This is a genomic window from Haloquadratum walsbyi C23, from assembly GCF_000237865.1.
In the GTDB taxonomy this organism is placed as follows: Archaea; Halobacteriota; Halobacteria; order Halobacteriales; family Haloferacaceae; genus Haloquadratum; species Haloquadratum walsbyi.
Window position 1 is genome coordinate 198,802 of the sequence record NC_017459.1, and the last position, 26,019, is coordinate 224,820.

General features: G+C 47.1%; 25 protein-coding genes and 2 tRNA genes. 8 read left to right on the forward strand and 19 right to left on the reverse strand.

The window, feature by feature from the left end:
- Positions 1-26: 26 nt before the first annotated feature.
- Both HQRW_RS16035 and HQRW_RS00815 read right to left on the reverse strand, forming a co-directional pair.
- Complete coding sequence (locus HQRW_RS16035) at positions 27-344, reverse strand: DUF7538 family protein (RefSeq protein ID WP_425433056.1); 318 nt, start codon at positions 342-344, stop codon at positions 27-29.
- Positions 345-735: 391 nt separating this feature from the next.
- Positions 736-1,233 carry a DUF192 domain-containing protein gene (locus tag HQRW_RS00815; RefSeq protein WP_014555068.1) on the reverse strand — a complete coding sequence of 166 codons (498 nt, stop codon included), beginning with the start codon at positions 1,231-1,233 and terminating at the stop codon, positions 736-738.
- Positions 1,234-1,447: 214 nt separating this feature from the next.
- Here HQRW_RS00815 and HQRW_RS00820 point away from each other — a divergent pair.
- Positions 1,448-1,520: transfer RNA gene (locus tag HQRW_RS00820), tRNA-Val, on the forward strand.
- Positions 1,521-1,582: 62 nt separating this feature from the next.
- Here the strand turns inward: HQRW_RS00820 and HQRW_RS00825 are convergent.
- Positions 1,583-1,909, reverse strand: a complete 327-nt coding sequence (locus HQRW_RS00825; RefSeq protein WP_014555069.1) for a hypothetical protein — start codon at positions 1,907-1,909, stop codon at positions 1,583-1,585.
- 267 nt (positions 1,910-2,176) lie between these two features.
- Between HQRW_RS00825 and HQRW_RS00830 the strand changes: the two genes are divergently transcribed.
- Positions 2,177-2,665 carry a gas vesicle protein GvpG gene (locus HQRW_RS00830; protein WP_014555070.1) on the forward strand — a complete coding sequence of 163 codons (489 nt, stop codon included), beginning with the start codon at positions 2,177-2,179 and terminating at the stop codon, positions 2,663-2,665.
- Between the two features lie 487 nt (positions 2,666-3,152).
- Here HQRW_RS00830 and HQRW_RS00835 read toward each other — a convergent pair whose 3' ends face one another.
- The 3 genes from HQRW_RS00835 to HQRW_RS00845 are packed head-to-tail and all read right to left on the reverse strand — an operon-like array spanning position 3,153 to position 5,901.
- Positions 3,153-4,007, reverse strand: coding sequence for an ABC transporter permease subunit (locus HQRW_RS00835; RefSeq protein ID WP_014555071.1), 855 nt, complete (start codon positions 4,005-4,007; stop codon positions 3,153-3,155).
- A complete protein-coding gene (locus HQRW_RS00840; RefSeq protein WP_014555072.1) occupies positions 4,004-4,819 on the reverse strand; it encodes an ABC transporter permease subunit in 816 nt (271 codons plus the stop codon). Before HQRW_RS00840 ends, HQRW_RS00835 begins: the two co-directional genes overlap by 4 nt.
- Positions 4,816-5,901 (reverse strand): ABC transporter ATP-binding protein, encoded by a 1,086-nt coding sequence (locus HQRW_RS00845; protein ID WP_014555073.1) that lies wholly within the window; start codon positions 5,899-5,901, stop codon positions 4,816-4,818. Before HQRW_RS00845 ends, HQRW_RS00840 begins: the two co-directional genes overlap by 4 nt.
- Positions 5,902-6,048: 147 nt before the next feature.
- On the opposite strand from HQRW_RS00845, the gene HQRW_RS00850 reads away from it, so the two are divergent.
- The gene (locus tag HQRW_RS00850) at positions 6,049-6,816 is read left to right on the forward strand and encodes an NAD(P)-binding oxidoreductase (RefSeq protein ID WP_014555074.1); all 768 of its coding nucleotides are present in this window, start codon (positions 6,049-6,051) and stop codon (positions 6,814-6,816) included.
- Between the two features lie 278 nt (positions 6,817-7,094).
- Here the strand turns inward: HQRW_RS00850 and HQRW_RS00855 are convergent, their stop codons facing one another.
- The 3 genes from HQRW_RS00855 to HQRW_RS00865 form a co-directional block, all read right to left on the reverse strand.
- Complete coding sequence (locus tag HQRW_RS00855) at positions 7,095-7,907, reverse strand: ion transporter (RefSeq protein ID WP_011570442.1); 813 nt, start codon at positions 7,905-7,907, stop codon at positions 7,095-7,097.
- Positions 7,904-8,335 (reverse strand): hypothetical protein, encoded by a 432-nt coding sequence (locus tag HQRW_RS00860; RefSeq protein WP_231852379.1) that lies wholly within the window; start codon positions 8,333-8,335, stop codon positions 7,904-7,906. Before HQRW_RS00860 ends, HQRW_RS00855 begins: the two co-directional genes overlap by 4 nt.
- Positions 8,336-8,568: 233 nt before the next feature.
- Positions 8,569-9,069, reverse strand: a complete 501-nt coding sequence (locus HQRW_RS00865) for a hypothetical protein (RefSeq protein WP_014555076.1) — start codon at positions 9,067-9,069, stop codon at positions 8,569-8,571.
- 490 nt (positions 9,070-9,559) lie between these two features.
- Between HQRW_RS00865 and HQRW_RS00875 the strand changes: the two genes are divergently transcribed.
- Entirely contained in the window at positions 9,560-10,231 is a 672-nt protein-coding gene (locus tag HQRW_RS00875) for an endonuclease III domain-containing protein (protein ID WP_014555078.1), read from the forward strand.
- Between the two features lie 278 nt (positions 10,232-10,509).
- Here the strand turns inward: HQRW_RS00875 and HQRW_RS00880 are convergent, their stop codons facing one another.
- A complete protein-coding gene (locus HQRW_RS00880) occupies positions 10,510-11,256 on the reverse strand; it encodes a helical backbone metal receptor (protein WP_014555079.1) in 747 nt (248 codons plus the stop codon).
- A gap of 250 nt (positions 11,257-11,506) precedes the next feature.
- On the opposite strand from HQRW_RS00880, the gene HQRW_RS00885 reads away from it, so the two are divergent.
- The 3 genes from HQRW_RS00885 (at position 11,507) to HQRW_RS00895 (ending at position 14,998) form a co-directional block, all read left to right on the forward strand.
- On the forward strand, positions 11,507-12,607 hold the full coding sequence (locus tag HQRW_RS00885) for a transcription initiation factor IIB (RefSeq protein ID WP_011570448.1): 1,101 nt from the start codon (positions 11,507-11,509) through the stop codon (positions 12,605-12,607).
- 384 nt (positions 12,608-12,991) lie between these two features.
- Positions 12,992-13,729 carry a type I 3-dehydroquinate dehydratase gene (locus HQRW_RS00890; protein WP_014555080.1) on the forward strand — a complete coding sequence of 246 codons (738 nt, stop codon included), beginning with the start codon at positions 12,992-12,994 and terminating at the stop codon, positions 13,727-13,729.
- Positions 13,730-13,825: 96 nt separating this feature from the next.
- Positions 13,826-14,998, forward strand: a complete 1,173-nt coding sequence (locus HQRW_RS00895; protein ID WP_014555081.1) for an ISH3-like element ISHwa13 family transposase — start codon at positions 13,826-13,828, stop codon at positions 14,996-14,998.
- Positions 14,999-15,328: 330 nt separating this feature from the next.
- On the opposite strand, the gene HQRW_RS00900 is transcribed toward HQRW_RS00895, so the two are convergent.
- From HQRW_RS00900 to trpC, 6 genes are all read right to left on the reverse strand, one after another.
- Positions 15,329-15,404: transfer RNA gene (locus tag HQRW_RS00900), tRNA-Lys, on the reverse strand.
- A gap of 730 nt (positions 15,405-16,134) precedes the next feature.
- The gene (locus tag HQRW_RS00905) at positions 16,135-17,334 is read right to left on the reverse strand and encodes a 3-dehydroquinate synthase II (protein WP_014555082.1); all 1,200 of its coding nucleotides are present in this window, start codon (positions 17,332-17,334) and stop codon (positions 16,135-16,137) included.
- Between the two features lie 154 nt (positions 17,335-17,488).
- Positions 17,489-18,301 (reverse strand): 2-amino-3,7-dideoxy-D-threo-hept-6-ulosonate synthase, encoded by an 813-nt coding sequence (locus tag HQRW_RS00910; RefSeq protein ID WP_014555083.1) that lies wholly within the window; start codon positions 18,299-18,301, stop codon positions 17,489-17,491.
- Between the two features lie 176 nt (positions 18,302-18,477).
- On the reverse strand, positions 18,478-19,326 hold the full coding sequence (trpA, locus tag HQRW_RS00915) for a tryptophan synthase subunit alpha (protein WP_014555084.1): 849 nt from the start codon (positions 19,324-19,326) through the stop codon (positions 18,478-18,480).
- 33 nt (positions 19,327-19,359) lie between these two features.
- The gene (trpB, locus tag HQRW_RS00920; RefSeq protein WP_014555085.1) at positions 19,360-20,607 is read right to left on the reverse strand and encodes a tryptophan synthase subunit beta; all 1,248 of its coding nucleotides are present in this window, start codon (positions 20,605-20,607) and stop codon (positions 19,360-19,362) included.
- Positions 20,604-21,419, reverse strand: a complete 816-nt coding sequence (gene trpC / locus HQRW_RS00925) for an indole-3-glycerol phosphate synthase (RefSeq protein WP_014555086.1) — start codon at positions 21,417-21,419, stop codon at positions 20,604-20,606. The genes trpB and trpC overlap by 4 nt, the downstream gene beginning before the upstream one ends.
- Positions 21,420-21,507: 88 nt before the next feature.
- Here trpC and HQRW_RS00930 point away from each other — a divergent pair, with 88 nt between their 5' ends.
- A complete protein-coding gene (locus HQRW_RS00930; protein WP_014555087.1) occupies positions 21,508-21,978 on the forward strand; it encodes an MGMT family protein in 471 nt (156 codons plus the stop codon).
- A gap of 145 nt (positions 21,979-22,123) precedes the next feature.
- On the opposite strand, the gene HQRW_RS00935 is transcribed toward HQRW_RS00930, so the two are convergent.
- The 3 genes from HQRW_RS00935 to lonB form a co-directional block, all read right to left on the reverse strand.
- Positions 22,124-22,573 carry an SRPBCC family protein gene (locus HQRW_RS00935; RefSeq protein ID WP_011570456.1) on the reverse strand — a complete coding sequence of 150 codons (450 nt, stop codon included), beginning with the start codon at positions 22,571-22,573 and terminating at the stop codon, positions 22,124-22,126.
- A gap of 30 nt (positions 22,574-22,603) precedes the next feature.
- Positions 22,604-23,602 (reverse strand): CPBP family intramembrane glutamic endopeptidase, encoded by a 999-nt coding sequence (locus HQRW_RS00940; RefSeq protein ID WP_014555088.1) that lies wholly within the window; start codon positions 23,600-23,602, stop codon positions 22,604-22,606.
- 125 nt (positions 23,603-23,727) lie between these two features.
- Positions 23,728-25,977, reverse strand: a complete 2,250-nt coding sequence (gene lonB, locus HQRW_RS00945) for an ATP-dependent protease LonB (RefSeq protein ID WP_011570458.1) — start codon at positions 25,975-25,977, stop codon at positions 23,728-23,730.
- Positions 25,978-26,019 lie beyond the last annotated feature (42 nt).

Genomic DNA, 26,019 nt, shown 5'->3' on the forward strand with positions numbered 1-26,019 from the left:
ACCCCCAAGACAATGTGTGTAAACAATCATAGTGTTCGATCTTCCACTGCAGGATCGATCCCTGCATCTGCAAGATCAGATCGAATCCGCGTCCGCAGTGGGTCTGGAACAGTCATCCGACCGACTGGAACTGCCGTTTCTCCATCTCCTTTGACCTTCCAATAAAGCACACAATTTGAGGGTGCGTAGAACTCAATACTATATCGATCACTCTCCCCCTGATAATGAACGCGAGCTGCATATGTGTCGACGCTCCATCCTTCCAACTCGCTGAGACCGTCTAATGTGTTGTTATCAGCTACTGTATCAACATTCTCATATTTATTATTCGCTGATTTGGATATTGATTGATCTCCTCCGGCGTGTGTCTCTGCAGCCTCCTCTGTTTGATTATCACCGACTTGCTCTTCATCTGGAACATTGTTCATGTTGATAAATTTGCACGGAACCCATTTAGCCTGCTGTCTTCTCGCCAAATTCACAGAGTTACAAGACGGATGCTACGGGGTCTGACTCCAAGACAGTTTACAGAAAAGAACGGGGCACTATACTTAGCCATTGGAGAGACTCCCAGTGTCACCGACTGTGCGATTAATCTCACAATGAGTATGAACAGTTAGCATGTAATGTCGTGGCTGTCGTGCCTGTCGTGCCTAAATCAAAAACAACAGATACCGCACAACATTGTCTGGGTCAGTATCCAGGTTAGAGTTGTAATGTTATTCTGAATTGAATTTATTGACGATTAATTTGTATTTCGTCACCAATTGTGATATTATGTCTTTCTGTATAATTATATGATACTTCGAGCACATACCTCCCACGCCCTGAATATCGGTTAAGTTCATCAGTCGTCGTGTCTGTCGGCACTTTTGCGTGATATATTCGTGTAATCGTTCCTGTTGCATCAATAAATATGATATCAATCGGAAATGACATATCGCGCATTACATATCCATAACGATCTTCACTATCATGAATAAATAACATCCCTTCATCTTCCGCAAGCGATTCTGTGTTACTCAATCCCGTATACCGTTTTTGCGGCGTATCAGCAATACGCACAGAGACACGCTCCAATTGGTTACCCGTCTTGTTATCAGTAATCTTGACTGTTTCACTGTCATATTCGCCAGTTGGTCCGATTCCGGGGATAACTGTAATAACTATCATCCCGACAACAAGAACACCGATTGCCACGATGACAGCCCGCAAAAATAACGTCCTGTTCATATACTTGAGTGTTGACCTCCGTGCCCTAACAGTGTCGACATTCAGACTCTGATATATCAGACGTTATTCTATTGTTCGATCACCGATGGCTCTATGCAAAATTGAAAACGGTTATAACCGCGAGTGGGTTGACTAGAAACGTACGGCTGATCTCATGTGTAGAAACGTAATGACATGAGTATATATTAATACAAAATACAAATATGAGTTAATAGGGCTCGTGGTCTAGTGGTTATGACGCTTCCCTTACAAGGAAGAGGTCGGTGGTTCAAATCCGCCCGAGCCCACTCCTATTGGATGTTATCGAAGTATAATTAACGCTATCTGATCATTATGATCAATTAGGCTATCACTCGCGTAATCGTGCGCCAGGTTTCCATGTATTACCATCTAGGTGGACCAACTCATACCGTTCAAGAACCTGTAGCAATGTTACTACGGCGTCAGCATCATCGGATAATGATGACTCGTCTGTGAGTTGTTCGGCAACGACGCTTCGAGTGCCACCATCAAGTTGTTCTACTGCCTCAAGCACTGCCTCGGCATCTGCAAGTAATGGCTCAAGTATATCCGCACCTGTCGTGTCAATCCGGAGTTTAGACATAACCTCATTATACTCCCCGGAAAGGCTCATCGAGACCGACACACCATCGGATGGTTCGGAATCATCACTCATCATAATTACATATTGTCTCAATAGTATTTAATATTCCGAATCCAATTGTGTATTCCCAAAATTGGCGAATCAATTCTAAAACTAAGCAGTGATTATGTATATTGGCATATCAACTGGTAGTTGATACCATCGGGTGCATGTAATATACCTCTATATAACTGATAAATCACATAACTGCTGATGAGTTACTAATCATGTCGGGATAGATATTAGTAGGTATATTCTGGACTCGAAATAATAATCAATAGATACTTGAAGCAAATACCAATGATAATGTCAGAACACAGCGCCAGACTGCTGTGGGTTGCTCTTTTTGGTATAGTACTCTCTATTGGACTTTCTGCACTTACGACTGTATATTTAATAATCGCGATTACCTCAGGAATCATCACTGCGACCCCGCTCGCTGAACTTGTTGTTGATGTCGCTATCCCTGCGATTATTGCGCTTGGAGTCTTTGCGATACTCTGGATTGCCTCAGTAATGAGCCTTCTGTGGGCGTTATTTCAATGGATTATGCAGATTGAAAGTTATCAGCTTGCAACCGTATTTGCCAGAGTTGAGGAAATAATCCCACCAATCAGTGTTTTTCATCTCCCGGCAAGATTCACGCCGATGCCTGCGAGTATTGAACGCGATCTCTCCATTGAGACAACACGTGCGCTTGCTTCGTTGCGTCGTCAATATGTTATCGGTGATATCTCGGATGCAACGTTTGAACGGCGCATGGAGCGTCTTCTCATGAAATCCGATTAATATGTTATTAGTGCTGGTAACCACTCTGTGGAAATTGAATTGTCATGACGCTCATCTTGTATACATTATTCTACAGGTCCCAACAACTGGTATGGCTATGAGAAACAAAACACAAGACACTTTATGATAGTGTTGCCAGATATTTTCGTTCCGATGGAGGAACGCCCGCCTCTGGCTGGGCAGTGTGACGATCAACCAAGCCAAACTATGACACGCTGCGTCTCGCCACGAGTCGTTTTGCTGTCGGGTTACTCTTTCCAACAGCAGCGACGACGCAGCGAATAAATGTAGATGACGCGTCAGTAAGTGTATTGTGCCGTTCACCTCGTGCTATCTAATATTGACTCATTAGAGTTGTATCACATATTGTGTAGATCTAAGACGTAGGCTGAGGGACTTAGAAAAGCCACGGGTCACCCGACCCGACCCGTGGTCGTTTACTGAGAAGTTGTGTTTCGATTGCTGAAGAGTTATAACTGATACTACCCTATAGATCGGCTGTCTGGAATCTGTAGAACCCAAATATAACTGGGAGTGACGTCCAAATAATCAGCACACCGACCGCAATCCACCATCCAATATATGTTGGTGCAGTATTTGCAACATACTCACCGGCAACATCAATACCGACACTCGATCGCAAAAGGAGATTATACGATGATTCGGGACTGAGTAATTGAAATAATAGCGTCCAGTCCGGAGGCGAAGCTAGGATATTGAAATTAAATCGATGCAAGATAAGCAGTATTGCTGTCGTCAATCCATCCCAGATAATGACTAATAAAAAATAACTTCCAAATGTGCTGAGCGTGATCCAGCGCTCACTTGTGGTCAGCGTCGAAATACCAACGCCAATTCCAATAAATGCAGCGCTATACAATAGCGTCATCAGGATAACCAATGGATATGCAACGATTCCGTTAGTTCCATACAGTATAGCAGCAATCGCCCCGCTGAGGGTCAATCCGGCACTGATTGCCCCAACAAGAAGCGCCCATCGACTAACTACAGTTCCAATAATCAATCCCGCCCTCGACTGTGGAAATGATAATGCAAGTAAGATACTCCCCGTATTCCGTGCATGAGCAACTGATTTATATCCGAGAAGCAAGCCAATGGCTGGGATAATAAACGAAAGCAGTGTAGTAATCCCATCAAGAAACCCCATAAATGTCAATTCGCTAGGTCCAACGTATGTATAGGCTATACTGTATCCAATCGAGGTGATGATAGTAATACTCAAAAGAACTAATATCGTCGGTGTTCTCCGAGCTCGCCGTGCGTCGGTTCGAGCAACACTCTGCCATCCGGTGGTATCGATACGCCAACCCCACTCACTCATTGTAGATCCCTCCGCTCGAATCGAAACACACCAATTGCTAGTGGACCAACAACCCAGGCGAGTAGCACAATGGCTGCAATCCACTCACTTAGATACCACGCACCTGTAACCTCTTGTGTTGTATCAACAAACCCAGTAATCAGCGTTGAGAACGCATTTCCTGGTGAAAGTGCAAATACAAATTGAATCGGTTCTGGAAGCCTCCCAGAGATAATATCAGTGCTCAATAATACCCCGCGAAGTACATTCTCAATGGTATCCCATACGATTGCAAATAAAATCACTGTTGCAAATCCAAGTCCAAGTGCTCGACGAGTTGTTGCAACGAGCGTTGAGGCTGCGACACCAACGCTAACCCAAGTGGCACTGAAACCAGCAATAATACTAATTAGCATCACTACGCTAAGTGGCTCAAATGATCCAAGTGGGTACACAACCAGCCCTGCCCCAGCAACGACTGCAATGACTGTTGGGATAATTAGCAATCCAGCACGTGCTATGTATCGGGCAAATACAATTGTTCGACGACGCTGCGGTAATGATAACATGAGTAACAGCGATCCTGATTCAAAATCACCGACAATAGCATTATATCCAAGTAATACGCCAACAATCGGTATTACCACACGCAGTAGCCCCCGAACAAAACTCCCGAATCGTCCAGTCGTGATTGGCGATTGAGATATTACCGGATAAAGATATGCGGATAACAGGATTACAACGACTGGTAACGCAAGCAAAACTTTCACACTTCGTTGCTCAACCGCCTGTGACCAGTCTTGTCGCGCGACTTGCTGCCATTGCGATGTCATTCTGACGGAACTCCTGATTCTAACCCCGATTCCGATTCTGCGGTTGACTCTTCTGCTGGCTCTGATTGCTCTCCCGATTGCGACCCATGATTGCTTTCTTTCTTTTTACCGGAAGCGTTTGTTACTCCATGATCTGCATTGTCGTGATTCGTATTATTATTGTGAAACTGGTCAGTCTCAGTATATTCAATGAACATATCCTCAAGTGATGCTTCCTGTGTCCGGAAATTAACGACATCAATGCCTGCATCTCGAAGTCCAACAAGGATATCCATCTTTGCATCATTCGTGCATGTTGCCTCAATTGTCGAGTTATCCGGTGTCACTGCTGTCTCGACCCCTTCGATTTCCTGGATTGTATTAAGCGTCCCATTTTGTAGTGAATCAACCGTAATTTCGAGCTTCGTTCCACCACCAAGAGAGCCTCTGAGTCCTTGGATTGTATCGACAGCGATCAATGTACCGTTCTGAAGAATCCCAACTCGGTCACAGACGGCTTCGACCTGTTCAAGCACATGACTGGAAAAGAAGATTGTTGCACCGCGCTCGTTTTCTTCGCGAATAATTGAACGGAGTTCTGCAGCACCTGTTGGGTCTAACCCAGCAGTTGGCTCGTCAAGTAAAAGAAGGTCTGGCTCACCAGTTAGTGCCATTCCTAAGACAAGTCGCTGTTTCATACCTTTTGAGTATTCAGTTGCCATTCGCCCGGCATCTTCGGTCAAACCCACCCGATCAAGCACATTCAGTGGGTCAGCATTATCATCAATCTGTTTTGCTTCAATTGCATATTCGATATGCTGTCGACCGGTCAGATGATCAATAACGTCATATCCTTCCGGTAGAACGCCGATACGCTCACGAGCCATCACGCCCTCATGCTGGCAGTCATAATCAAATACGCTGATCGAGCCTGCTGATGGGTGCGTAAATCCTAGCATAAGATTCAGGAATGTCGACTTTCCTGCACCATTTGGTCCAAGGAATCCAAAGATCTCACCTGATTCAACAGTAAGACTGACACGATCAAGTGCTGTTACCGTCCCGTACCGTTTCGAGATATCTCTGGCATCGATTGCTGACATATCATACCTTTTCTCCCCAGTCTTTCTGAAATAACATCTCTAATTTCTCAGACTGAAAGACTCATCAAGGCGCCCACCAGTACCAGTCGTTCATATGAGTTTGCTGAATCCCCGCAGACTCTTCGCGCTTGAAATGAACTATTACATATGAGCGACCCAACTATTGATTCATACTCGCCACCACAGACACTGTTTATTGCCGGTGCAAGCGGTGATACCGGTCGTGCGGTTTTGCGGCTTGCTGGATCGCGCATTCCGACTGTCCGGGCTCTTACCCGATCAGAACAAAAACGATCAATGCTTTATCAAGCGGGCGCTGATGAGGTTGTTGTCGATAACCTACTTGACCCAGATGATCTTGAGAGTGCACTCCTAAATGTCGATGCAATCATTAGCACAGTTGGGTCCACAGTTGATGATATTCGCTCTGCTGATCGGTTTGTTGATGGCGCCGGCACCCGTGCGCTTGTTAACGCAGCCATTTCTGCTGATGTTGATGTATTCTGTATGGAGTCAGCAATTGGTGTTGGTGATAATTCAGCAAACCCCCTCGCAATGCTATTTAATACAGTTATTGCTCCGATACAGGCTGCAAAAGCCGATGCAGAGGCGGCAATTCGAAACGCATCATTCCGACATGTGATCCTCCGACCTGGTGTCTTGACCAATGGACCACGAACCGATATCGCCACCATTGCTGAGGCAGAATCAAAGACAAATTTGTGGGGAACAATCTCCCGAGCTGACGTCGCCAGAGTACTCCTCGCAGCACTTGGTACCCCTGCTGTGCATAATAAAACGTTTGAGATAATCTCAACACCGCAGCCGATGGCAGATGCCTCTAATACCACATGGCAACTTCCGACCCGTGGCAACGATACAAATGAAATTCCAATATCAGCTATCTCTAAATAATAGTCTATTGATACTTTTTGGGGTCAAATCAAATAACGATTTCATAAAAGAGATCTCACACAGGCAATTAAGCCTCTGGTGGCGCCCACAGGCTTGGCTAGATCAGAACCAGGTATTTAGTTTCTGACAATTAGACTTAGGGGTGTATTTCCATTGACCGCGAATGGATCTATTATAGTCGGTACTCGGATCCACACTATTTCCGTGTCTGACGATGCGCGCTCACCGCAATTGGAGTCGGAATTATAATAGAGTTCTATCAACGGTTCTATTCAAATTCATCTTTCAGCATCGGTATTATTATCAAGTGCATAGCCGCAGTGACGACAATATTGATCAACGACGACGACGCTTCCATCACAGTGTGGGCACTTAATTCGGTCTGCTGTGGTGAGATCCCGTTCAGGTGTTTGTAATCGACTCACTAACCAGGGAACAAGCACGAATCCAACAAGCACTGAGGTAACCGTGACCCATCGTCCTGCGACTGTTTGTGGGACAATATCACCGAATCCAACCGTTGAGACAGCAATCACGGTATAATAGAATGCGTCACCAAAGTTTGAAATCGCTTGATTTGTTGGAGCTTCAACAGCGTAAATAAATCCAGTCGCAACAACAAATATCAGTAGAATCGTCGTCGATACCTCCAACTGTCGGATGGTCCGCCTCTCAATTGATTTGCCGAATACCTGCTGTTCATTCATTATCAATCGGAGAAACCGGAACACACGCAAGATATGAAGTCCCCGAAGAAATCCAATATCAGGTCCGAAAATAACGAATACCGGAATAACTGCAATCAAATCGACAATTGTGTATGGATCTGTTATCTCTGCTTTTGGATTCGATGCGGAGGTCACTCTAACAACGTACTCAATCAGAAATACGACTCCAAGACCAATTTCAATAACACGAATAAGTGTGATATAGGGTGTTGAAACGGCATATGTTGAGATAACGTAGAGACTGATAAAGATGATATTAAGTACGTATAATGACGCATTTGTCGCTCGTCCTGCTGGTGTCTCACGGTCCCGAAGGAGGAAGCCAACCTTCCTGAGTAAGCTAAGTCCGCTGAACGTTGTCATGTCTGCTTATCTGGACAGGTAACCGCGACATTCACAGTATAACTATCAGTATTTTGGATATCTCGCGCATCATCACTCACTTGTTGTATGATTGCCTCTCCTGCACTAAGCGTTCCTGAGACAGTTGACCGCCCAGTTCGGGCATCAATTCCCAATGAGGTTCCCTGTTCAAAAATAACCTGTAATTCGTATTTAATTGGCTTTGATCCCTGATTTTTTATCCGGAACTCAACGACCGGACGTGTTCCACCACCGACTGTGGCTCCGATTTGTCTAATCTGTAGGTCATCAGCACACGGCGGTTCATCGGGAACTGCAATTTGTTGCTCATCTGGTTCAGACGCCGTTGTCATGCACCCTGTGAGGATACCAACAGTACTGATACTGAATAGCCGAAGTATATTGCGCTTCGTCAACTTACTTGTCATTAACTCATACTGTGAATGACAGCAGTATGAATCTGTATCCATTATTGATTCCACTGTCGCGTTCGTTTTTCACTTTCCTGAAGTGAAAGTATGCGATGTCTATAACCGCTATATTGTGACTTCTATATCAATATGTACCCTCGATCATGAAGAGTCGAATACGGATTTAGGGAAATACCAGGAGAAAGTCCCGCTCTTCAGGGAGGATGTCAAGGATGCACAATCAATATGCCTCAGCGTATAGCGTCAAGACTAGTGGTCAGCTGGTCACGCGTTGCAAGTCCAGTCTGAAATCGATTAACAAGCTCTGATTGATGCTCAGAGCATGCAAGAATCGCGACTCCACCATTTCCAATAGGAATGACGGGATGATTGGGTGTGCGTGGTGCAAGTTGGCAACTTGGGCAATTAACGCCTCCAGCAGGCAGGTACTCGACGACTTGGGCAGCCTCATCACTCGTCAACCCACAAATTGATGCAAACTCTTCGCGATGCTCTGAGCAGCCGACAATCGGGATTGTGAGTGCATCTAATAACAAAAATGCAGTTGTTTCACGTGTTGCCTCACGAAGCGCAGACTGACACTCCGAACAACCAATTACAGGCTCGCCAGTAGGATACCCATCTTCGTCTGTTGGTTGGGGAGAATCAAACTCTGGTATTGGCGATTGAATCGGATCTGAGATACGGGATTTATCTTTTTCTTCTTCACTGTTTCCGTCATCATCGCTCATTGTTTCCTCGCGAGTGTTTGCGTCAGCGGTGCGTTCATGATCACTTTGCTTTCTAATTGTGTCATTTCTTTAGTAGTATTCTCGTCTTTTGCTTATTGCTGTTAAATCCATCATATTCGTCAGGGCCACGTGTATCAGTGGTAGCTATATCAGTGCCAGCACTAGGATGATTCCACCAGATTAGTTGATCATTGGAATGTCTGATATCGGTACATCCAAAATTCATACTTATATCAATAGTATCACTGATTGTGTCAGAGTTGATATCAACCGTACATCGATGTACTTGATATCTATTTTCGCTGCCTTCGCTGAGATTGACACCGTCTTGTTTTGATTTCATAACTGACGATGGTCTCTCTCTTGAATCCATTCAGTATGATATATTGTATCGCCACACACCTAAATAATCCGGCACAGTCCGCCCAATATAAGAGATATATTCACTGTCAGTCGAGGCGTTATTGCCCATCGGATTCTATTTGTTGATATGGATATTGATATTCGCGAACTGCACCGCGATCTTGTCTCTTTACATGAACGTCCAGACCCAGCACATACTACAGATGGTGTTCGACAACTTCTCGGAACGATTCTCTCACAAAGTGTCGCTGATGCCCAAACTGCCCGTGCAACACACGCACTATTTGAAGCATATCCAGATTATAGAGCAATGGAGACCGCACCACATGAAGAACTTGCAGATGTTATCGAAGTTGCAGGGTTAAAAAATCAAAAAGCAGCTCGAATCCAGCGTGCGTTGACGGCGATTCGTAAGGAAACAGGTGGTGAATATACACTTATGTTTCTCGCTAATCAATCAACCGAGGCAGCTCAGTCGTGGCTTACTGATATCAAAGGAGTTGGTCCAAAAACAGCAAGTGTTGTCTTGAATTTTCACTTTGAAAAGCCAACGTTCGCTGTCGATACGCATGTTGAGCGGCTTGCAAAACGATTTGGGCTTCTTGATTCAACTGCATCAAATAAGCGAGCACATACTGAATTAAACGAACTGGTTCCGGATGATCTCAAGTACTCACTGCACGTGCTAATGATCACCCATGGTCGCGAGTATTGTACCGCTCAAAGTCCTAATTGCGCAAATTCTGTCTGTCAAACCTACTGCTCATGCTCAGCATGTGATTCTCTAGACACATCTTAATTTTGTCTCCACGCTCGCTGAAGCAATTGTTAATAATACCTCTATGATGGATTGATGATCTGTTGGTATCCGTTTGATATATTACGAATCCTGACTGACGATACTGACTCAGCGCTATCTCTCCTGTTGGTTCTGTCAATGGGAAGTGATAAATGTCTCAGCAGATACTGAAGCTACCCTGACCTGCCCTCAAATCTGGATACAGTTCGACTCAATCCCTATGCCCAGACGGTCAGACAACTCTCCTGGAGAAAGTTCACATGCTGAGGATACCGAGTTCAGCTCTCTGAGTGCAGTCGCTCGGCAAGTATCTCAATCCCCTCAAATAGTGCTGGACTTGGTTGATTTAACAGATCATCATCGAGAACATGGACTGATGCATCAATATCCCACCCTCTCTCATGAAATGCCTCTGCGTTTGTATGTGTTCCATGACCACAGTGATGAAGCACGACGTGATCAGGAGCAGCTTTCTCAACCTCCGTTTGTGTGACCTCACGAGAGCGTTCGCCAGGATCACAAAATGGGTGATGTCCACCAGCAGCGGCAATTGCCTCTGGTACCCAATTACCAGCCGCCATCGGGGGATCCGCCCATTCTTCGGCATAAACGGTCACTGTTGAGTTACTCGCAACGCGATGACGGACGGTGTTCAATTGTTCACGTGTTTGTGTTGCAAGGGTTGACCCGACTGTTGGTCGACCAATTGCCTCAGCAAGTGTCTCAAACGAGTTGATAACTCCATCAAGGGTATTGGGCTCAAGATGACAGACAGTGTAGCCACGGTCACGGAGTTCATCACGGATCGATGCTTGAAGTGCATCAGCGGTGCAGATAATATCCGGATCGAGTGTCTCAAGACGAGCATAATCAGGAGTAAGCCACCCACCAATAACAGGACGGTCAACTGAGCAATGTGCGGTAACCCCGACAAGAATATCAGCTGCCCCCATATGTGAAATGATTGCGCTCGCACTCGGAGCAGCAGCAACAACACGTGGTGTCGCATCAGATGTTGATGACATATACGATACTGCATATCGTCGTACATGACTTGTATGGAATCGTATTCCGAACTATTTTTATCAGTTGACTCAATTATTCCGGTACGAACTGCTTTGGGTCTCTCGTCATTTGGGGTGTCTGCGGTCGTTCACTCAGTCATTCGCACGATAGTATATCATTCGGATATCTGTCAATTCCGAGCCGTGCAATCAGATTCAGACATCCACATATAGATTACACAACGAACTCAAAGCATTCGTCTCTATACCGATGAGCGAGAAAACCACACACACTTGCGAGAACGCGAGAACGAGAGTCGAGTCGAATAATGAATCAGAAGTAACAACAAACAGTGCACACGACCGCATTCGAACTGACGGTGGTACTGTTGGACAACGATGGGTTCGCCCTGGCGAAAAAGAATCTGAAGAAGAGTCTGTGTCCGAGTCAGAAGAGGAGACAACAAGTGAAAGTCTTGTCTGCCCAGAATGCAGCGGCAATGTTGTCGCTGATGATGAGCATGGAGAGACAATTTGTGATGACTGTGGTCTCGTGATTACGGAGGACTCTGTTGATCGTGGTCCTGAATGGCGTGCGTTTGATGCAAAAGAAAAAGACCAGAAGTCCCGTGTTGGCGCCCCAACAACAAATACAATGCATGATAAGGGGCTTTCGACAAATATTGACTGGCGAGACCGCGATGCATATGGCAATTCTCTATCCTCAAATCAGCGACAGAAGATGCAACGACTCCGAAAGTGGAATGAACGATTCCGAACTCGTGATTCAAAGGAGCGAAACCTCAAACAAGCACTTGGTGAGGTTGATCGAATGGCCTCAGCGCTTGGGCTTCCCGAAAATGTTCGTGAAACGGCTTCTGTGATTTATCGTCGGGCGCTCGATGAAGATCTACTACCTGGACGGTCAATTGAGGGCGTTTCAACATCATGTGTCTATGCGGCTGCACGAATGGCTGGTGTGCCCCGGTCACTCGATGAGATTGCAGAGGTATCACGAGTTCCAAAAAGTGAGGTTGCACGGACATACCGATACATTGCCCGAGAACTATCATTAGAGGTAAAGCCTGCGGATCCAGAGCAATACGTTCCTCGATTTGCCTCTGAACTTGGGCTTTCGGATGAATCAACGCTTCGTGCGCGTCAACTATTACAGAATGCAAAAGAAAAGGGCGTGCACTCAGGAAAGTCCCCAGTTGGACTTGCTGCTGCGGCAGTGTATGCTGCGGCGCTGTTAACCAATGAAAAAACAACACAAGCAGCAGTAAGTGAGGTAGCCGATATCTCTGAGGTAACAATCCGAAACCGATATCATGAGCTTCTTGAGGCGAAAGACGCAGTTGGAGCCACATAAGATACCGTTATATCTAGACGCAAACCGGGTTTCATAATGGTTATATGATACGTTGGTCGTCTTTAAATTCTGGCTGTCTCTCCTCACACTCGCACAGGATACCATCTTGAGAGCAAACTGGTATAAAAATATTAAATCCCATATCCGAATCCAAATCCAAACCCAAGCAAAAACATGAATATGAATATGAATATAAATATAAATAAACATATACATTCAATTATTACTCTCAAGACGACTATACGGCGATTATCGATATTCGTAAGAACTATTCTCAGCAAGTGTACATTTCACACTCAGGGATATCAATAATAATAGAATCTGGTGTGATATGATTGAACCCATCCGTATTATGAACATAGTATACATATCGCTTCAAGCCAAATGACATCGACACAAGCGGTCTCATTTGACACGTTTCAACTCGCCGCTGCAACAGCAGATCTCAGTGATGAGCCTGCTGCCAGTGATTATGCTGATATAGTCGAATTCCGACTTGACCTTGCATATGCAGACACATCACTTCCAGATCCGCTTACTGCAATATCAGCATATGATCACAGTAGTTCACTTCCATTGATAGTGACCAACCGCCCGGAGTGGGAAGGTGGAGCCTATGATGGTGAGACCATAGACCGACTTGAGATGCTGATAACGGCAGCGAAACATGATGCTGTTATTGCCGTTGATATTGAATTGGAAACGTTGAAATCACAACACGGAAAGAGAGTTGCTCGCGATATTCGCAACAGCGGAGCAGTTATAATTGCATCGACACATGATTTCACCTCAACACCTCAACAGTCTGTGCTTCACGAGCGTCTTCACACAGCCGCACAACTTGGCGATATTGGAAAGCTTGCTGTGACGGCGCAGACACACCGTGATGCCCTTCGTGTGCTCGCCGCGACTGAACAGGCATCTCAATGGGGTGATACTGTCGCCACAATGGCGATGGGAGCGCTTGGTCAACATACTCGAGTAGTTGCTCCTCTGTATGGGTCACGAATCGGATATGCACCCGTCAATCCTACAGATGCAACTGCGCCAGGACAGTACGACATAAAAACGCTTTCAGAAATGATCGATACTCTCACTCATACGAAAGTTGAGGATGATTAGCATCCTCAATGACAACTACTTTCGGTACTTCACGAACGGTGTAATGGGCCGAATTAATCCGGTGAGTTAACCGGAAAGAAATGTCTGGTTCTGGATGTGTTAGACCTTACAGACCCAGACGGGTACCTTTCGGCATCAGAAGTCAAAGATACCGCGGAAGCGGTTATTTCTCCGCTCCCACTGCCGGGTGTCGAGGGGAGCCCCCTCGACCCCGGCGATATCTGGCTCGTTGTTATCTTTGCCTGCGTGAACGAAACCTCAATCTGGGAAACCTGCAACGAACACGATGGAACACCCTGCGATGATACTGTTCTGGCGTGGCTTCACACACTCAATCGTGGGTGGCTCGAAGTCGTTGCTAACCTCCAGCTTAGCCGCCTCGCTATGACGATTCTCGACGCAGAGCAGTCGAGAATCGTCTCTATCGACTTCATCGACAACCCCTATCACGGCGACCACTACGACGAGGAAGGAGAGCTCTGCTCGATGGCTCCGAAAGATGGCACGACCACGTGCCATCGATACTGTACAGCGTACGTCGTTTCCAACGGAAAACCGGTGACGCTGGCGATGACGTACGTTCGTAACGACGAGACAGAGGCTGACGCGGTCGAGCGCGTGCTCGCCCGCGTCGAGAACTACCCCTTTGAGATCGAGTTGCTGCTTGCTGACAGCGGTTTCTTCAATGAGCGTGTGATTCGTCGGTCACGAGAAATCGCTGCCACAGTCGTTCACGTTCCAAAGAAAGGAGATCGCATGAAAGAGAAACTCGACGTGCACAAGTCGTACATGACGACCTACCGCATGTACAAAGACAGCGAGCGGGAACTCCGTGTCCCGCTCGCGGTCTCTGTCTCCTACCAGAACGGTGATCGGAACAAACACGGCGAGGTTGTCCGTGGCTACGTGGCTTGCGGCGTTACCGATCATACCGCCAAACAGGTCGAACGGATCTATCGGAAACGATCAGGCATCGAGACGACCTACCGGCTGATTCGGCAGGCACGAGGGGTCACGACAACTCGTGACCCCGTCGTTCGGTTTGCCTTCATGCTCGTGGCTGCTATTCTGGAGAACCTCTGGTTGGTGCTTCGCTGGGCCGTCGTCGCCCGCCCGCAGCGGGGCGGGCGCGACTTACCTGAAGAGTTCACGTTCTCTGTGTTTTGCGATTGGATTCGGAGGGAGTTGGAGGAGCAGTTGGAGCGACGGTGGAAGATCAAGATGAACGGGACAGGTATTCCACCGTCATACCAAGCGGCCGCGGGCTGACCACGGTCAGCCCTGGCCAGTCTGCCTCTGTATGAGCAACAGCTCTCTTCGAGAAGTAGTCGAAAACGGGGGAAACGAGCTATTTGAGTGCGTACTCTGTTCGAAGTGGAAAGCAACTCACTGATTTTTGTAACTCATCCGAGAAACCATATAGAATATGACTATTCGGCCGTCACTGTCGCTGGAAGTTTCGACTCATTCGTGAAGTACCGACTTTTAGTATATTATGATAGCGCTATGAGAGACAGATTTGCTGATATGTATGCATTGATACCAATCTTATTGAATATCTTATGTCGAAATTAGACCACAGTGAAGCAATATAGTAAGCGGGCCGGGAGGAATTTGAATCCTCGATCTTCTGGTTAAGAGCCAGACGCTTTAGACCAGCCTAAGCTACCAGCCCGTAATTGTACATTAGTATTCACTCATAAAAACGCTTCAATTTGCTTGTCTCCATCGTCGTAACCATATCGCAATGAAATCTAATATACTATTTATAATCCTAAGCAATCCTATATTTAATAATTACAAGAATAAGTCCCCTTCCTCAAGGAGTGAGTGAAACGAATGAGTAGGGAGGGGATACCGCCGTGTATCATCTCGCCAAGACGTAACTAGCATGCTTTCTCGTACTAAATTGTGAGAGCAGTATTCATCAGACTGACTTAGAGTGATATACCAACCACGGTCAGCCTGATAGCGATTAGTTCGAATAGCTTCACCGACGGTGTCGAATGACGCGGTTTCAGCGGCTCCTATCACGGCACGGATAATCACGGCGATAAAGACTTGCACTAATTACTATGAGTTATCATTGTTACTATTGAGTAGGGCTGGGGCAGTCCGACTCAGAACATCTGTGGAGACTGGTATCACTGTGGGTACGCGTCATCCGGACGTACCGCTTGCAAATATTATCACAGAAGCAGAACGTTCGATACGAGAGCACGGAAGCCTCAGTCTCAATGAAGCGATAGCGGAGTCGGGTGGGGTAATTCACTCACTGATAATATCTGACTTTTTATGTTCAAAATCATGCTCATCCGAATTGAAATGCTCATATGGGTACTCCATTTCAAATAAAGGAATCACCGCATTGATACTGATACCACCCGAGAATGAGCTAAATGAGCTTACTTCTCAATGATGCTTTCTTCCACTACCTCACCGAAGTGCCGAGCTGTTTCCTCATAGAATAACCGAATTTCGTCTCCAGACTCAAGATCTGTGACTGCTGTTCGTCCTGACTGTGTATTGACCTTGATCGTCTCAGCATTTTGTAGTAGTGTCTCAACGCGGTCATCATCATACTCGAGTTCAATTCGAAACATTGGGCGCTTTTCGATTTTCACGCGACCAACGATTGCTTCACGTGTTTGTCCATCAGTATTGACGACCTGAACGGTATCACCACTTTGTAATTCTGAAAGATATGCCGTGCCACCATCAGGCGTTCGAAGATACGCATGGACAGCGCCAGCGTTTACACGAAACGGACGCGATGCAACATACGGTGACTCGGCTGTCTCAGCATGGACGAATATGAGCCCACGGCTCATGCTTCCAATAAGCATTCCTTCATTATGCTGCATGAGATTCGCTGTATCAACGCAGACGCGATCAGCCATCCCGGCGCGCTCAATATCGATCACAGTCGCCCATTCAAGTTCAAGCGTTTCACGCTCAGTAGCGTCGCGGACAGCGACCGTTTCACGTATCTCATCTGGGTCATCGGTATCAAGCAAGACACCATCAACCCCAATCTCAAGCGTCTCAAAGGCGGTCTGTGCCTCTTCAGCTGATGTAACACCGGCGATAAGGGTCGTCTCAGAACCGATACGTGCAATGAGATTTTCAAGCGGGATAATCGTCCAGTCCTCACCAATTACAATAGTATATGATGCATCTGCCGCTGCAGTCTCAGCTAACGCTTCATACTCTTCTGAAAGAATTCGAATATATGCACCAGTCTCAGCCACAGTGTTATTACTATGAGTTTCAATTGCGCTTAGATCAGCTGATGCAGAGAGTGTTTCCGGGAAATCATCTGTCCCGTCACTTTCGCTTTCTTTTCCAATAACAACAGTGTCAGCCTCTTCAACCCCCTCTGTTTCAGCGCTACGATGGGTCTCACTATCTGCTGTCGAAGTAAATGCTGCTATTGAAACATCACCAAGCGATTGAACACGTGAGATATCCTCTGGGTCGACAAGCACACAGTCAACGCCTGCTTCGAGTCCCGTTATGATACGACGCTTTCGCGTTTTCCAGTCACCAACATCACTATCTGCTTTTATCCATACACGACGTGAATGTGAGCGTGATTCTGTCATTATCGGGTCGACTCGGCCAGCGCGCTTGAACGTGGCGACTCTCTGTTGTGTCAGATGAGCGAATCAATCCCATGCGTCTCGGTGTGAAATTGACCTTCAGTAAATAAGAGATACAACACCCCACACCCCACACATCGGGTCGTATGCATCCGCGTCAGACTTCGATCTCAAGTCCAGCAATATCAAGTGCGGTATCAACGCTGGCACCGTCATGTATCACAGCACTGACTGCTCGTGTAATTGACCCAGGATTATCATGTTGAAATATCGAACGCCCCATGGAGACGCCTGCCGCACCGGCATCGATTGCCCCTCGGACCATCTCAATAGTTTGGCGATCAGTCCCGCGGCTTCCCCCAGCAATGACAACCGGGAGCTGTGTGGCTGCACACACCTGCTCAAATGATTCAGGCTCTCCAGAGTACGCCGTTTTGACCACATCTGCACCAAGCTCTTCGGCAATTCGGACAGCATGAGCAAGACTCTCTGGGTCATGTTCATCGATACCTGGTCCACGAGCGTAATTCATTGCAAGTACAGGGATACCATAGCGGTGAGCCTCCTCGGTCAGATTACTTAGTTGTGTCAATTGATCAGGCTCGTGATCACTACCAATATTTATATGAAATGAAACGACATCAGCGCCGGCGCGAAGAGCCCCCTCAACGCTTCCAGTCGGTCGTTTATCCGTCGTATCAGGACCGATAACGGTCGATCCGTTTAGATGGACAATATACCCCTTTGTATTCTTATTTGGATGAACCCGAGAGGCAACCCCACGCTGTGTGAGAACAGCATCTGCGCCATTATCAGTAATCGCATCAACAGTCGACTCAAGATCGACAAGCCCCTTGACTGGACCGAGTGTGATACCATGATCCATTGGGACAATGAGGTACCGCCCGTCTGTCGAGATACGATTGAGTCGTGCAATGAGTCCTGATCTGGCTCCTGCTCCTGTGTTCATTATATGTTAACCTGTATCAATCGGCGGTTATAGTCATTTCGAGGTAATGATATTCCGTCATATCCATACTAGTGTTCGATATGTGAACTCATCCCGGGGCAGTTATCTTGACCGCCTGTACACAATTGTTCTATATCAAAAATCAACAATACAGCACAGTCATGCGTATAATATGTTCATGTATCCGGCTTTGGCATCCGTTTTTGATACCCTCGCTGGACCCCATCTGTAAGTTCGCGAGCCTTTGTTTCAAGTCGGTCAGCAACCGTTGTTGTTGAATCGCCAGCTTCAGTCCCCGAAGCAACGATATCAACCAATGCACTTCCAACGATGATGCCATCAGCACCACCAGCGACAATCCGTTCGGCATGCTCTCCGGTCTTAATTCCAAATCCGACTGCCTTCGGGACATCGTATGCATCAAGCCGCGAGAGGCTTGACTCGGTTTGTGTCGAGACATCATCACGGGCACCAGTCACACCAAGTCGCGCTTGCACATAGACATATCCTGATACCTGTGACATAATCGTATTAAGTCGGTCGCCTTTCGTCGTTGGAGCGACAATAAATACAAGATCAAGCCCAAACTCATTACAAGCTGTCCGGAGCGGATCTGATTCCTCAGCGGGCAAATCTGGAACAACAAATCCTGAGAGTCCAACATCCGCGGCGCGTTTAACAAACGGTCGCGGACCCTCCTCATCACCATATTGATAGATGAGATTATAATACGTCATGCACACGAGTGGAACCTCAGTTGGATCGACATCGAGGTCGGTGACAAACTCAAAAAACTGATCTGGAGTCATCCCTGCTTCAAGCGACCGAACAATAGCACTCTGGATTGTTGGTCCTTCAGCAATCGGCTCTGAGAACGGAAGTCCAAGTTCAATGATATCAGCGCCACCGCGTGCAAGTGCCTCCACATATGCAAGCCCAGATTCATAATCTGGGTCACCTGCTGCAAGATATGGAACGAATGCTGGACCGTCAGAGAATGCAGATGCAAGCCCCTGTCCTTCCATCCGTTCTTGTTCTTGTGTATTACCGCTGGACATTCACAATCCTCCAGCGAATTCAGACATATCGGGAGCAATATCGATGTCGTGTTCAGCGGTCTCCTCAATCGCTATTTCCAGATCTTTATCACCGCGTCCGGAAACATTAATTAATATACTGTCGCCGAGAGCACTCCCCTGTTCTTCAAGATATCCAAAGGCATGTGCAGTCTCAAGTGCTGGAATAACGCCCTCCAGTTGTGAGACTCGATGAAATGCAGCAAGTGTAGCTTCATCATCAACATTTACTGGATTCACACGGTCCGTATCGACAAGATGTGCGAGTTCCGGACCAACACCAGCATAATCAAGCCCAGAAGAGACGCTGTGGCTTTCCATAATCTGACCATCACTATCCTGCAGTAGCTTGGTTCGCGCACCGTGCAGAACGCCCTCATCGCCGGTTGATAATGATGCTGAATTCGGTGCAACACCAGCGTCTTCGTCAACCTCAAGACTTGATCCGCCTGCTTCAACAGCATAGAGGTCAACATCCGTATCATCGATAAAGTGTGCAAATGTCCCCATTGTGTTTGACCCTCCACCAGCACATGCCAACACAGCATCGGGAAGTCCACCGGTCTGTTCACGCACCTGTCGTCGTGCCTCCTCAGAAATAACTGCGTGGAAGTCACGAACCATCGACGGGAAGGGATGTGGACCGACAATTGAGCCAATAATATAATGTGTGTCTTCGACGTTTGTTGCCCAATCACGCATCGTTTCAGAGATAGCTTCTTTGAGTGTTCCACGACCGATTGTAACAGGCGTTACCTCTGACCCGTTGAGTCGCATTCGGAATACATTCGGACGCTGTCGATTAATATCGCGTTCACCCATATACACTTCACAGGGCATATCGAGATGAGCGGCTGCCATCGCAGTTGCTGTGCCATGCTGACCGGCACCGGTCTCAGCAATAATTCGCTCTTTACCCATATATTTCGCTAATAACGCCTGTCCGAGGGCATTATTAAGTTTGTGTGCACCACCGTGGAGAAGATCTTCGCGCTTCAAATATACATCACAGCCATGTCGCTCTGATAGACGCTCTGCGTACTCCGTTGGTGTTGGTCGACCACCGAAATCCCGAAGTCGCGCTCGGAACTCATCCATGAATCCGTCTTCATTCTCTAACACGTAACGCTCATACGCGTCAGTTAATTCCTCAATAGCAGGCATCAATGCCTCTGGAACGTACTGTCCGCCATATTCACCGAATTTCCCGTCTGCGTATCGTTGTGTCATGATGTATGTGTCTCCGTTGTTGTGTCTTGTATGTCTGTGTCTGTTACGGTTGTAAACCGTCTTGTATTTGTTTGCACGTCTCCGTTCATAATAGCCGTCCCGATAAGCAATGCATCGGCTCCAGCCGCACGCATTTGTTGAACGTGCTCAATTGTCTTGATACCACTCTCGGCAATAAGTGTGACATCATCAGGGACGTGTGGTGCCAGTTGCTCAAAGGTTTGAAGAGTAACCGCAAGGCGACCAAGATCACGGTTGTTGACTCCAATAATGCTGGCACCAATTTCAATTGCACGTTCAAGTTCATCACGGGTATGAACCTCAACCAAGGGCTGGAATCCACGATTTTGTGCTGCGTTATACAGCTGCTTTAGTGAATCTGTCTCCGGTCTATCGAGAAACCGCGCAATAAGAAGAATCATATCAGCCGCAACCGCATCAAGTTGAGATTCATGCACAATGAAGTCCTTCCGAAGAATCGGAACCTCAACCACATTGCGTATCTGAGCAAGAGTCTCAACCGACCCACCGAAATGCTCTGGCTCTGTCAATACTGATAATGCAGTTGCACCACCCTCGACCATTGCTGATGCAAGTGCAACCGGGTCATCATCTCGCTTTCCATCAGTTGTTGGACTGGTTGGCTTAATCTCTGCAATGACTGGGGTTTGACCGGCTGCCTCAGTTGCTGAGATAGCTGACTGAAACGATGTTGCATCGACGCTACATCGAGATGTGCCACCAGCACGCTGTTTTGCAGCCGTAAGAATTGATTGCACCGCAGGTGCAAGAGATTCTTCACTAGCGTCCATCTATGTTCATTAATGAACTGAATTGCACATAAGGCTTGCGTGTTTCACTCGGCTAACGTTCAAACGGCGGTAGCACAAACCACAACATATGAGTACAGAGCTTGGTATTTTCGCTCGGTATTTTACACAAATTGATCGAGCTATCGCAGTCGGGCTTGCAAGTGGACGTGTCGTGAGCGTCGATTTTCAACCGACAGTCCCGAGTGATGCTGATGATGATCACGCATTACTCGATCGTATTAATACATATCTCAACGGTGACTCAGACCATCTCGCAGACGTCGATATTGCACTCACTGTCCCAACAGACCAACGGCGTGTGCTGGAGGCAACACGAAATGTTCCATATGGCGAAGAGGTAAGTCTCGACCGCATTCTCCGGATGGCGGGACTTGATGAAGATAAGACGGATGATCAATCAACTGCCCAGCGTGCGCTTGCTGAGAACCCAATCCCGTTGATTGTTCCTGATCATCGTGTCCGAGATGCGCCAAGCGGGGCGCCATCGGATGTTATTACACAACTTCAAGATATAGAGCAGATTGAAACAGTATCGTGAATGACATATGAGAGTCATATCAAAAAATTCTGTCCCGACTTGGCAGTGTATTGACCACCCACCGCAAAGTTGATACCATACAGTGTGCGCTGCCCTTTCCATTTTTTAGGTCTGACTTTGATCACATACGGGGAATAAGCAACTCTTATTCCTCAGATCCAGCCTCAATACGGGTTCGAAGATTCTCAAGTGCTGTAGTAAGTTCACGCTCATTATATCGCTCAGCGAATGGCTTGACGACCGAATCCAGAACTGGCACGGGAATATCGTACTGTGCAGTGTATGAGAATATGGTCGTCTCTCCATCAGCCTCAAAAGCCCATTTAATCTCACCAGTAATATCACCGTCCATCTCCCAGTGGATGGCTGATTCGGGTTCATACGTTGTTGCCGTGATCTCACCGGTAAGATCAATTCCAGCCATTGAATATGTATATGCAACGCGTTTTCCCCCATTCGAGAGTTCTTCAATCGGTTTAGAGCGCGTCAGACTTGGTGTGAATTCTGGTTGATTTGTTGGATCATCCAAATACTCAAACACCACTGCAACAGGAGCATCAATGTGCGTTGTTGCTGTGACATCAGTTCGTGTCATAGTTCACATACTGCTCTCTACTGCAAAGAATCACGTGTCCGACATAGAATATAATTCAATATCAAACCCCTCATGTACGATAAATTCGAGCGCATTCACGATATAATGTGCGATAATCACAATAAGAAGACTATTACTCAGAACAAAAACAGCCGCGAGGACAAATCCAAACACCCCTGTCACGGCAATCCCGATTCGTCCCTGCGCTCCGTGTCCAAGCGCAAATGCAAGAGATGAAACAACCGCTAAAATCCATGGTGAGACATTGTACCCGGTGGCAATGACGCCTATGAGCGCACCGCGAAATAATAATTCCTCAAATCCCGCAATAATCGGTAACACAACAAACAAAAGCACAACCCATCCACGTGATGTCTCGGGGGCAAGTGCAGACCGGAGTGTCTCGCCATTGTCAACCCCAAAGTGCGCGCCAAGTCCCGACCCAACCTCATTGCCAATATATAGAATAACACCCGTGCCGACCCCTAAAGCAAGTATGAGCGCTTTCGTCGGACCCATCCCAACACCAAATGCTGAGACAGGAATGCGCGCAATCCATGCACCACTAATCAACAACATTGCGAATAGTCCCTGTGAAATAGTAACATTAGCAAGTAACGCTATCGTTGATAGCCGTGTCTGATAGCTCTCATGCTCATCATCAGCGTGTTTTACATCGGTAATTGCCGTATCGCCTGAGGGTACAATATGATCAGTTGTCTTGGTAGATGACTGAGTCGGACCGACTGTATCGTTCGTATCACTCTCGTTGTTCTGCTCTGCGTTAGAATCTGATTCTGTGTGTGTAGCTGTTATGACGGGTTCAGAGAGTTCTTCAGCTACATAATCTTGATATGAATGTGAACGTGGTTCCGAATCTTCCGTCTGATTCTGGGTAATATCACCAGCTATCGTCGAAGCGTCCATATCTGAGGTAGTATTGATCGCTCCACGTGAAGCGTGTGAGAGAACCAGAAGCCCGGCAGTAATAATAAATGTAAATCCAACGAAGGTTGCCCATTGTGGCATTAATACTAGTTCAATGGTGACGCATAATTAGCTTGAATGGTCTCTTCGGATACCGTATTGAAAAATAGTAACATAGACGTCAAACAAAAAGAAAAAGAAAGAGACCGCGGGTAATCCGCGTGTTATTATTGCGGACTTGGGTTTGACGGTCCAGAGACCGTTTCGTTCTTACTCTGTGAAAGAGCCGATCCGGTAATACTCTTAAGCCGCGCAACAAGTGAGTCTTTTTCAGCTTCACCTTCGAGAGCAATGTCAAGCACTTCGCTGATATGTGAGACGGGAATGATTTCAACCATTTCCTCGTATTCTTCCTCAATCATTACATCCTGTGAATTTGCTGCTGGGATGATGATTCGCTCACACCCGGATTTGGCGGCTGCCTCAATCTTGTGTGTGACGCCACCAACTGGCAGAACGTCACCACGGACGGAGAGACTGCCCGTCATTGCGAGTGATTGATCGACACCAACGTTTTCAAGTGCCGAAATTACTGCTGTTGCGACAGTAATTGATGCTGAATCACCGTCAACACCCTGTTGTCCTGTCTGAACAAACTGGATATGCATATCTTTCTCAGAAATGTTCTCATCAGAGAATTTCTTGATGATCGCAGAGACATTATCAACAGCCTCTTGTGCCATTTCTTTGAGTTGTCCAGTTGCAATGACCTGACCAGGACCCTGTGATGGTGTTACCTCTGCCATCACGGGAAGCATAATACCTGAGTCTTCGCCCATCACAGCCAGACCATTCACACGACCAGCCTGGTAGCCATCGGATACCTGAAGTTCGTAGTCTTTCCGGCGCTCAATGTAGTCATCAGCAAGCTGCTGTTCAATTGACCGACTACGTCCTTTCGCCTGCAGCACGTGATCGCGTCTGACGTAATCAGCATCTGCAGCGCGGGCAATATCACCAGCAACTCGGACAAGACCGCCGAGATTTCTGAGCTCAAGCGTGAGGTGCCCCTTTCGACCAGCGCGGCGACGAGCCTCAAGAATGATTTCCTCAATTGCTTCAGCGTTGTAATCTGGAAGTCGACCGTCTTTATTGACTTCCTGAGCAATAAATCGAGTGTACTTTCGCCGCATATCTGGAGTATCCTCAATGGTATCATCCATGTACACTTCATATCCGTATCCCTTGATTCGTGACCGAAGTGCAGGATGCATATTCTCCATTGCATCAAGATTCCCTGCAGCAATCATAATGAAGTCTGTTGGGACCGCCTCTGTCTGGACCATTGCACCTGAGGATCGTTCAGACTGTCCAGTAATTGAGAATTCTCCCTCCTGGATAGCGGTCATCAAATGCTGTTGACTGCGAATATCAAGGGTATTGATCTCATCGATGTACAGCACACCCTTATTCGCTTTATGAATTGATCCAGGTTCGACACGGTCGTGACTTGGTGTTTCCATGCCACCTGATTGGAATGGGTCATGGCGAACATCACCAAGGAGTGCACCTGCATGAGCACCCGTTGCGTCCTCAAACGGTGCCGTTGCCGTGTCAGCATTGTTGACGATGAGGTTTGGAATCATCGCATCGCCACCGCGCGATCCATAGCGGAATGCAAGGTAAATAACACCAGCAGCAAGAATCCCAAGTAGAATTTGACCAGCAATGATGAGTGAGTATCCAAGAACAATTGCGATGATGATCCACATAAGGAACGAGCGCATTTGATTCCGCTTGCGTGCCTCCTCTTTGTGGGCATCGACAATCTGGTCACCCTTCCCGGCTGGGACTGTTCGAACTTTCGGATTATTGCCATCATCTGGGTTATGATAGACAAGAACGTCCTGAAGCTCCTCTTTTGGAAGAAGTTCTGACATTGCTTTTGCAAGCATTGACTTTCCTGTTCCAGGGGAGCCGATCATCATCACGTGTCGTCGCTGCTTCGCCGCCTTCATGACGACGTCTCGTGCGTGTTCTTGCCCAATGACTTGGTCGACAAGTCGGTCTGGGACGTCAATCTCGGCTGTTGAGCTAATTTTTAATCCGCCGAGGAGGTCATCTTCGTCAACATCGTCTTTAACCTCAGCGTCAACCTCAACATCGCTGCCGAGTTCTTCAATTGACCCGTTCTCACGGTCTGTGGGACCGTCTGGATCAACCGTGTCAACAGAGTCATTATAGCTATCATGGCCACGGTCGCGGTCACCGCGATCATCGTGGTCTTCGCGGCCGGAATCATCGCTACGGCCATCGGCACCTGCATTGGCGCCAGTATCAGTATCAGTACCGGCTTCGGCGTTGGCATGTTCCTCAGAGAGCCCATCATCGCCATGTTGTGACGAGTCTGGCGTCTCATCGGTAAAGCCGCTGCCCTCTGCCGGAGGGTTCTCGTCTGAGTCCGTATCGTTACTCATAGAATGCGTCGCTATGGAGAATAAAGGCTGGAACACTCATAT